The sequence below is a fragment of the Polaromonas sp. genome (genome assembly GCF_039932935.1).
Taxonomy (GTDB): domain Bacteria; phylum Pseudomonadota; class Gammaproteobacteria; order Burkholderiales; family Burkholderiaceae_C; genus Polaromonas.
In genome coordinates, this window is the sequence record NZ_JBDTPB010000096.1 from 1 (window position 1) to 9995 (window position 9995).

Annotated in this window: 7 protein-coding genes; all 7 read left to right on the forward strand. The window is 57.3% G+C overall.

Translation table 11 applies throughout. The features are described from left to right. The first annotated feature begins 161 nt into the window (after positions 1-161). The 7 genes from sucC (at position 162) to ABI546_RS16340 (ending at position 9916) form a co-directional block, all read left to right on the forward strand. Positions 162-1322, forward strand: a complete 1161-nt coding sequence (gene sucC, locus ABI546_RS16310) for an ADP-forming succinate--CoA ligase subunit beta (RefSeq protein WP_348048130.1) — start codon at positions 162-164, stop codon at positions 1320-1322. 19 nt (positions 1323-1341) lie between these two features. Then, entirely contained in the window at positions 1342-2235 is an 894-nt protein-coding gene (gene sucD / locus ABI546_RS16315; protein WP_348048132.1) for a succinate--CoA ligase subunit alpha, read from the forward strand. A gap of 147 nt (positions 2236-2382) precedes the next feature. After that, positions 2383-3084 carry a TerC family protein gene (locus tag ABI546_RS16320; RefSeq protein ID WP_348048134.1) on the forward strand — a complete coding sequence of 234 codons (702 nt, stop codon included), beginning with the start codon at positions 2383-2385 and terminating at the stop codon, positions 3082-3084. Between the two features lie 308 nt (positions 3085-3392). Next, positions 3393-6116, forward strand: coding sequence for a serine/threonine-protein kinase (locus ABI546_RS16325; protein ID WP_348048136.1), 2724 nt, complete (start codon positions 3393-3395; stop codon positions 6114-6116). A 13-nt stretch (positions 6117-6129) separates the two neighbouring features. Further along, positions 6130-6915 carry a Stp1/IreP family PP2C-type Ser/Thr phosphatase gene (locus tag ABI546_RS16330; RefSeq protein ID WP_348048141.1) on the forward strand — a complete coding sequence of 262 codons (786 nt, stop codon included), beginning with the start codon at positions 6130-6132 and terminating at the stop codon, positions 6913-6915. 37 nt (positions 6916-6952) lie between these two features. Then, positions 6953-7606 carry an FHA domain-containing protein gene (locus ABI546_RS16335; protein WP_348048138.1) on the forward strand — a complete coding sequence of 218 codons (654 nt, stop codon included), beginning with the start codon at positions 6953-6955 and terminating at the stop codon, positions 7604-7606. Positions 7607-7666: 60 nt separating this feature from the next. Beyond that, the gene (locus tag ABI546_RS16340; protein WP_348048139.1) at positions 7667-9916 is read left to right on the forward strand and encodes an adenylate/guanylate cyclase domain-containing protein; all 2250 of its coding nucleotides are present in this window, start codon (positions 7667-7669) and stop codon (positions 9914-9916) included. The last annotated feature ends 79 nt before the right edge of the window (positions 9917-9995 follow it).

Genomic DNA, 9995 nt, shown 5'->3' on the forward strand with positions numbered 1-9995 from the left:
GCACAAGAATTGTGCGTCGCACCATGATACAGTTCTGCGTTGCTGCCTGCAGTGACCGCTGACGTGGTTTTTTGGGCCGGTGTGGCCTCTATCCGACACCCCATCGCCCTGCCCAAATCCCAGTTGCACCCCCCACTTTTACTGAATTCTGAAGGTTTTTCATGAAAATTCACGAGTACCAGGGCAAGGAAATCTTGCGCAATTTTGGTGTGCCTGTGCCGCGCGGCATTCCGGCGTTCACGGTGCAGGAAGCGGTGGAAGCCGCCCAGAAGCTTGGCGGTCCGGTGTGGGTGGTCAAGGCTCAAATCCATGCGGGCGGCCGCGGCAAGGGTGGCGGCGTGAAAGTTGCCAAAACCATCGACGACGTCAAGCGCATTGCAGGCGAAATCCTCGGCATGCAGCTGAAGACGCACCAGACCGGCCCGGAGGGCCAGAAAGTCCGTCGCCTCTATATTGAAGACGGCGCCGACATTCAAAAGGAATATTACGTGTCGCTGGTGACCGACCGCGCCACGCAGAAAGTAGCCTTCATCGCGTCGAGCGAAGGCGGCATGGACATCGAGGAAGTGGCGCACTCCACTCCCGAGAAAATCATCACTGAGTTCATCGACCCGCTGACGGGCCTGGGCGAAGCGCAGGCCGCAAAAATTGCCAACGCCATCGGCCTGCCAGCCGAGTCCACCGCTCAGGCTGTGGACATCTTCCAGAAGCTCTACAAGTGCTACATGGACACCGATGCTTCGCTGGTAGAAATCAACCCGCTGAACCGCGACAGCAAGAACGTCCTGATGGCGCTGGATGCCAAGTTCAATTTTGACCCGAACGCGTTGTTCCGCCACGCTGACATCGTCGCCTACCGCGATCTGGACGAGGAAGATCCGGCTGAAGTCGAGGCTTCCAAGTTCGATCTGGCCTACATCTCGCTGGACGGCAACATCGGCTGCCTGGTCAACGGCGCCGGTTTGGCCATGGCCACCATGGACACCATCAAGCTGTTTGGCGGCGAGCCAGCCAACTTCCTGGACGTGGGCGGTGGCGCCACGGCTGAAAAAGTGACCGAAGCCTTCAAGATCATGCTCAAAAACCCCGAAGTCAAGGGCATTCTGGTCAACATCTTCGGCGGCATCATGAAGTGCGACACCATCGCTGAAGGCGTCATCAGCGCCTGCAAGGCCGTGAACCTGTCAGTGCCATTGGTCGTGCGAATGAAGGGCACCAACGAAGACCTGGGCAAGAAGATGCTGGCCGACTCCGGCCTGCCCATCATTGCCGCAGACACCATGGCCGAAGCTGCGACCAAAATCGTGGCCGCCGTCAAGTAAGCCCCAGGAGAACACAAGCATGTCGATCTACATCAACAAAAACACCAAAGTCATTACCCAGGGCATCACGGGCAAGACGGGCCAGTTCCACACCCGCATGTGCCGCGACTATGCGAACGGCAAAGAAGCCTTTGTGGCCGGTGTGAACCCCAAGAAAGCCGGCGAAGACTTCGAAGGCATCCCGATTTTTGCCAACGTAACCGAAGCCGCCAAGGCGACCGGCGCAACCGTGTCGGTCATCTACGTGCCACCCGCAGGCGCTGCTGCCGCCATCTGGGAGGCTGTCGAGGCCAACCTGGACTTGGCCATCTGCATCACCGAAGGTATCCCCGTGCGTGACATGCTGGAAGTGCGCAACCGCATGAAGGCCAAGGAGGCCTCCGGCGGCAAGAAAACCCTGCTGCTGGGCCCCAACTGCCCCGGCCTCATCACCCCTGAAGAAATCAAGATCGGCATCATGCCCGGCCACATCCACCGCAAGGGCCGTATTGGCGTGGTCAGCCGCTCCGGCACGTTGACTTATGAAGCGGTAGCGCAGTTGACCGAAATCGGCCTGGGCCAGTCCAGCGCCGTCGGCATTGGCGGCGACCCGATCAACGGCCTGAAGCACATCGACGTGATGAAGGCTTTCAACGACGATCCTGACACCGACGCGGTCATCATGATTGGTGAAATCGGCGGCCCCGATGAAGCCGAAGCCGCCGAATGGTGCAAGGCCAACATGAAAAAGCCTATTGTCGGTTTCATTGCCGGCGTGACCGCCCCGGCTGGCAAGCGCATGGGACATGCGGGCGCGCTGATTTCCGGTGGCGCTGACACGGCTGATGCCAAACTGGCCATCATGGAAGCCTGCGGCTTCACCGTGACGCGCAACCCGTCCGAAATGGCCAAATTGCTCAAGGCGCTGCTGTAAGGCGTCTGCGCAAAAGTTGATTCAAAAACTTGACCACGGTCAAGCGGGTAAGCAGTAATACCAATCGAGTGTGGCTCATTGCGGCTTAGACTCTTCAAAACAAAAAAGCGCTTTCTGGCGCTTTTTTAATTCATAACAGGAGTTGCCATGTTTTTTGGACTTGACCTCGCATCCCCCCTTTTCTGGAGCGCTTTCGGCTCCATCATTCTTGCCAACATTGTCCTTTCGGGTGATAACGCCGTGGTGATCGCCATGGCGGCGCGAACGCTCAAGCCCGAGCAGCGCGGCAAGGCGATTTTCTGGGGCAGTGCCGCCGCGATCATCATGCGTATCTTGCTGACGATCGTCGCGATCCAGCTACTGGCTTTGCCCTACCTCAAAATCATCGGCGCCATCCTGCTGGTCTACATTGGCGTGGATCTGCTCAAAGGCGAAGACGACGAAGATGGCGAGGGCCACGAAATCAATGGCATGGTTGCGGCCATCCGTACGATCCTGATTGCAGATCTGGTGATGAGCCTGGACAACGTCCTGGCAGTTGCCGCTGCCGCCAAGGGCAATTTGCCGTTGCTGGTGCTGGGTCTGCTGGTCAGCATCCCGTTGATCATCTTTGGGGCGACCTTGCTGACCAAGGTGATGGAGCGTTTTCCGATCATCATCACCATCGGCGCAGCTCTTCTGGGCTTCCTGGCCGGTGAAATGCTGCTGACGGACCCCGCCATGACGACCCATTTTGGCGCCATGAGTGAACATACCGTGACGGCCGGGGGAATTGTTGGGGCTGTGCTGGTGGTGGCCTTGGGTACTTACCTGACGAAACGCCAGGAAAAGAGCGCGCCTACCGCCTGAGGGCCTCTCCTGCCGCAGCGCCATGCTGCGGTACCGCGATGTTTCCCCGTTCGCTGGCTGTCGCGGGCGAATGCGTCACATCGCGGGAAAACCACTTATTTGCAACAGTCGGCGTGGCTGCGGTGCAGAAGTCGCTTGTCCAGCCGCACCCCGTCTGTTAATGTCCATTCTCAGGAGACTTGTAACCTGCCGAAACAGTTGGCGGGTGGTGCTAACGCGCAAAGTCTTGCAGCCGGGAGGCTGGTAATACAAAGCAATTAAAAAAGCGGCTTGGGGCATGCACAGCGAATCAGGACAAGGGGCGGGAAGTGGCCAAATCATCTAGAAAATTGAATCAGTTCTGGCGAGCAGACTGGTTTGTGGGCGTTCTGGTGGTGCTGGCCGTCCTGTTTCTTCATGGCCTGACGGACTTCTTTGGCACCCTGGAGCGGCGCTACTACGACTACGCGAGTACCAGCAGCAATCGCCAGCCCTCGGACCGCATAGCGGTTATTGCGATTGACGACCAAAGCATTGCAAATATAGGCCGTTGGCCTTGGCCTCGTGACGTGCACGCGCAGCTGATAGACCAGTTGAAAGCCGCCAAGGTCAAGACAATCGTTCATACGGCGTTTTTCTTTGAACCCCAAACCGACCGCGGTCTCGCGTTTATCCGCAAGATGAAAGAAGTCCTGGGCGATCCTGCTGTCGCGCAAACCGGCGTTGGCGAGCAATTGGGCAAGGTGATCGCGGAAGCCGAGGTGGCATTGGATAGCGATGCCAAGCTGGCCGCCAGCATGACAAGCGCAGGCAATGTGCTTGTGCCCTCGGTGTTCACTCTGGGCGAGCCGCAGGGCAAACCAGACAGCCCGCTACCCGCCTACGCGCTCAAAAGTGCCATTGAGGAGCAAAATGGCTTTTCCATCGCGGCAACACGCGGCACCCAGCCCATTGAAGCCATAGGCAATGCCGCCGCCGGCATAGGCCACCTGAATCAGATACAGGATCCCGTTGATGGGGCTGTGCGCCAGGAGCCGTTGCTCGTCAATTACTACGGCAAGGCTATACCCTCCATGGCGTTACTGGCCGCGGCAAAAAGCCTCAACCTCAACACTTCCGATATCAGGCTCAACGTGGGCGAGTCGGTGCAGATCGGCAAGCTCCGGGTGCGCACCGACGAGTCAGCCCTGATGCTGCCGCAGTTTTATAAAGGTAGCGGCGGCAAGCCAGCTTTTGCAGTCGACTCTTTCTATGACGTGTTGACTGGAAAGATCCCTGCCGCCAAATATGCGGACAAGATTGTCGTGATCGGCGCTACGGCACAGGGCGTGGGCAGCCTTTTCACGACACCGGCGGGTCCGGGGCTGTCGCCGGCAGAAACCATTGCGCATATCACTTCCAGCATTCTGAGTGAGCACTTTATTGTCCAGCCGGCTTGGGGTGTCTGGGCTACGCTGGCCGTTATGCTCGTGGTTGCTGCCTACCTTATCGCCGGGTTGCCCCGTCTCTCTGCCGGTAAGGCTGCGGTCATTACGCTGGTATTGTTTGTCGTATTGCTGATGGTCGAATTCGGACTGCTTGCCGCATCAGCGACCTGGCTTAAATTTGTCTTTCCGGCCGCGTTGCTGGTGATTGGCCATCTGGCACTGACGACCAAGCGCTTCCTCATGACAGAGGCGGGCAAACTCAAGTCTGACGAGGAGTCGGCAGAAACCAACCGCATGATGGGGTTGGCGCTACAAGGCCAAGGCCAGCTCGACATGGCGTTTGATCGATTTCGCCGGGTGCCTTTCACCGATGCGTTGATGGACAACATGAACAACCTTGCGCTGGATTTCGAGCGCAAGCGCCAGTTCAACAAAGCCCAGGCTGTGTACGAACACATGGCCAGCTATAACAAGAACCACAAAGATCTGCAATCCAAGCTTAACCGGGCAAAAAACCTCTCCGAAACTGTCATTCTGGGCGGTGGCGGATCGCACCCCGGCGGCACCATGCTACTGGACGGCGGAGGGGTCGAAAAACCGATGCTGGGCCGGTATCAAGTGGAAAAGGAGCTGGGTAAGGGGGCCATGGGGGTGGTCTATTTGGGCAAAGACCCCAAAATTGGCCGCGTTGTTGCCATCAAAACCATGGCTTTGAGCCAGGAGTTTGAGGGCGAGGAGCTGGACGATGCCCGCGAACGCTTCTTCAGGGAAGCCGAGACGGCGGGGCGTTTGCAGCACCAGAACATCGTCACAATTTTTGATGCCGGCGAAGAGCACGATCTGGCGTTTATTGCGATGGAGTTTCTCAAAGGCAAGGACCTGGCTGACGTCACCAAGGATGGGCATTTGCTGCCGGTGCCCAAAGTGCTGTCCATCGTCGCGCGCGTGGCTGAAGCACTGGCATACGCGCACAAGCAGAATGTGGTGCACCGGGACATTAAACCGGCAAACATCATGTATGAGCTCGAAACCGACACGGTGAAAGTGACCGACTTCGGCATCGCGCGCATCACGGATTCCAGCAAAACCAAAACAGGGCTTGTACTGGGGACTCCCAGCTTCATGTCACCGGAGCAGATTGCCGGTAAAAAAGTTGATGGTCGCTCAGACTTGTATTCACTGGGTGTCATGCTGTTCCAGATGCTCGCGGGAGTATTGCCTTTCCGGGGTGATTCCATGGCCGAGTTGATGTACAAGATTGCGAACGAGGAAGCCCCAGATATCCGCATCATCCGCAAGGAGTTGCCGCCGAGGTTGGCGGAGGTGGTCGCGCTGGCTCTGGCCAAGAAACCGGAGTTGCGATATCAGGATGGCGACAAACTCGCCTCAGATCTGCGCGCTGTCATTGCCGCGATGGACGATGTTTCGCCAGTTTCAGCGTTTGCTCCCCAGCCATCTGCACCGGCGGCGCAATTCGATGCGACGATCGTGCAGTCCGCTGGAGCTGCATCCGCTGCCGACCCGAAGACCTATGATGCGACCCAGGCCGTGAAGGTTGACGGAACACCGGCATTTGAAAAAACCGTGGTTTCCAGAGCGCCTGCCGCCGATACCGACAATCAGTGACAACACGAACAAGATGATCTACGAGATTTGTACAGATACCGACCCAGGGCTGACGCGGGACAACAACGAAGATGCGGTTGCTTTTGATCCTGCAACGCGGCTTTGCATCCTGGCTGACGGCATGGGCGGTTATAACGCGGGCGAAATTGCGAGTGGCATGGCTGCGGCGTTCATTAAATCGGAAATGGGGCGATGGTTATCTCAGGCAGGCAGGCACGCTAACGCCAAAGAGGTGCGCCGGGCGCTGGAAATTTGCGTGGAAAATGCCAACCATTCGATCTTCAACGCGGCAAATTCCAACCCGCAATATGCGGGAATGGGTACTACCCTGGTGGTGGGTGTGTTTCAGGATGGGCGCTTGATGCTCGGCCATATCGGCGATTCGCGCTGCTATCGCCTGCGTGGTCAGGAGTTCCAGCAGATCACAAAAGATCACTCCCTGCTTCAGGAGCAGATTGACGCCGGACTGATCACCCCGGAGCAGGCGTTGACTTCCCTGAACAAAAATCTGGTCACACGCGCTTTGGGCGTCGAAGATGCGGTGCTGGTTGAAGTCAACGAACACCGCGTGGACGCCGGGGACCTTTATCTGATGTGCTCGGACGGCCTGTCGGACATGGTTGCAGATTCCGGCATCGCGGCTATCCTTACAAGCTCTGGAAGTCTGGAGCAAAAGGCAAAGCAGCTGATTGTGGCGGCGAATGAGGCTGGGGGACGGGATAATATTTCCGTGCTGCTGGCATACGCAAAAGAAGACTCGGCCAAGCGCGGCCTTTTGTCCAGAATGCTGGGAAAATAGCGGTGACTAAAATATTACAAACAGACAGGAGTCGGCCATGCCGAAAATGATCGTCTCTATTGACGGCGTTGTGATCAAGGAAGTCCAGTTGACAAAAGACAGGACATCTTTGGGGCGCAGGCCTTACAACGACATCGTCATCGACAACCTGGCGGTCAGCGGGGAGCATGCCGTATTGCAGATGTCCGGCAACGAGGTCTATCTCGAAGACCTCAATAGCACCAATGGCACCTATGTCAATGGCAAGGCTGTCAAAAAGCTCTTGCTGCAGAACAGTGATACGGTTGAAATTGGCAAGTACAAGATCAAGTATGTCAATGAGGCGGCCCCCGCAGGTTTCGAGAAAACCATGATCATCAAGGCCGGCTCTGCGGGCTTGGTTCCGCCGGCAGCAGGTACCCCGCCGCCGCCCGCTGAAGGAGGCACTGGCCTCACGGCAGCCATCAAAGTCATGTCAGGCGCTGCCGCGGGCCGGGAAGTGGCACTGGTGAAGGTTGTCACCACGATCGGAAAGCCTGGCGTTGCGGTTGCTGCTATTACCAAGCGGCCTCAAGGTTTTGTGGTGGCCCATGTGGAAGGCACCGGCAAGCCAACGCTTAACGGGGCCCCCATTGGCGCGGAACCTGTCGTCCTGAAACACGGAGACATGCTTGAACTGGCCGGAACACAGATGCAGTTCGTCCAGCACTGACATCGGTGCTGAACGACATCGCACCCAAGCGAGCCGCCAGCACCTTCCAACCGAGGTCTCATGAGACTCCTCTCCCGGCACTGGCCTCGTATCGCCGTCACACTGATCCCGCTGGTGTTTGCCTTGATGCACGCCAGCGGAGTCATGCGCATTGGTGTGCTGCAAAGGCTGGACGACATCATTTACGACGCCCGCCTTCGCGCGACCATGCCCCACACGCTGGACGAGCGCATCGTGATCGTCGACATAGATGAAAAAAGCCTTGCGGAAGTTGGGCGTTGGCCATGGGGTCGGAATAGGCTGGCAGAGCTCGTAGAGGAGCTGCAAGACCGACAAAAAACCGCGCTGTTGGGGTTTGACGTGGTGTTTGCCGAGGCCGACGAAAGCTCTGGGTTGAAACGGCTAAAGCAGCTGGCACAAGCAGAGCTGAAGGATCAACCGGGCTTTTCTGAAAAGCTCAATCAACTGCAAGCCAGCCTCGACTACGACGCGGTTTTTGCAAAGGCGATTGAAAAGAGGCCCGTCGTGATGGGCTATTACTTCACCAGCGACAGGGACGGGCGTGTCAATGGCGTTTTGCCGCCGCCAGTGATGGGCAGCGAAGCGCTTGGTGGACGCCCCATTAAATTCACCAGCTGGAACGGCTACGGCGCCAACATTGGGTTGCTGGCCAAGGCGGCGCCTCTGGGTGGTTTTTTCAATTCCATCACCGAAGGCGATGGTGTGGTGCGCTCCATCCCCTTACTCGCGGAATACAAGGGGCAGTACTACGAATCGTTGGCGCTCGCCATGTTTCGCATGTTGGCCGGATTGCCTAAGGTTGAGCCCGGCTTTCCGCAAGAAAAGTTCCTGACCCGGAATTACCAGGGACTGGAGAGCATCCTCCTCAAGCAAGGCAACAAAACCCTGGCAATTCCGGTCGATGATCGCGTCGCCACACTGGTGCCCTTCAGGGGCAACGGAGGCGCAAATGGCGGCTCGTTCAGATATGTCTCGGCGGCAGACGTGCTGGCCAAGCGACTGGCACCTGGGGCGCTCAAGGACAAAATCATTCTTATCGGCACGACAGCGCCAGGCTTGCTCGATTTAAGGGTGACTCCGGTCGGAGAAACCTATCCTGGGGTAGAGACACACGCCAATGTGATCTCGGGGTTCCTGGATGGGAAGGTGTACGTGAAGCCTGACTACGCCATTGGATTTGAAGTGGTCGTCCTGCTCTTTTCGGGGCTGACACTGGCTTTTGCCTTGCCCTTGCTGTCGGCCTCCCGCGCCGTCCTTCTCAGCCTGGCGGTCATCGGCGCCATCACGGGGCTTAACTTCTGGTTCTATTCCGGCCATGGCCTGGTATTGCCGTTGGCCAGTGCGCTTGTCATGGCGTTGACGGCCTTCGCCTTGAACATGAGCTACGGATATTTCGTGGAAAGTCGTTCCAAGCGGGAGTTGGCCCACCTGTTTGGTACCTATGTGCCCCCTGAGCTTGTCGACGAAATGGTGAAAGACCCTGACAGCTACAGCATGAAGGCGACGACCAAAGAGTTGACCGTCATGTTCTGTGACATGCGCGGCTTTACGAAGATGTCGGAGGCAATGGAGCCGACCCAGCTACAGGCTTTGCTGAACAGTGTTTTCAGTCGGCTTACTGATTTGATTCGCAGCAACCGCGGCACGATCGACAAATACATGGGTGACTGCGTGATGGCTTTTTGGGGGGCACCGGTGGATACCCCTGATCACGCCGGCTTGGCCGTAAAAACGGCGCTTGAGATGTCGGATGCCGTCAAAAAGATCAATGAAGAGCATAAAGCCAAGGGTTTACCCGAAATCGGAATCGGCATAGGCGTCAACACGGGCACCATGTGCGTGGGAGATATGGGGTCCGATGTTAGGCGCAGCTACACCGTCATCGGCGATTCCGTCAATTTGGGTTCGCGCCTCGAGGGGCTGTCCAAAACCTACGGCGTTGACATCGTGGTCAGTGAGTCCACCCGGAAGCAGGCGAATGATTTTGCGTGGCAGGAATTGGACAAAGTTCGGGTGAAGGGTAAGGATCAGGCGGTGTCTATTTTTTGGCCGCAGGCGCCGGCAGAACGTATCGACAAGGACGTCGCGGCGGAGCTGAAAACCTGGGGCTTGGCATTAAAGGCCTATCGCATGCAGGATTGGGACCAGTGCGATGTGCAATTACTCAATTTACAGCGAATAAATGGGGAAAAGTTCCTTTACCGGCTGTATGCAGACCGAGTAGCCTCCATGAGGCTGTTGCCTTTTGATCCTGAATGGGATGGCGCAACCAATTTTGAAACCAAATAGCCAAACCGCCAAGCCAAGGTCAACCGGAAAACCTCATGAAAGTACGTGTACTCGGCTGCTCGGGAGCCATTGCCAAGGA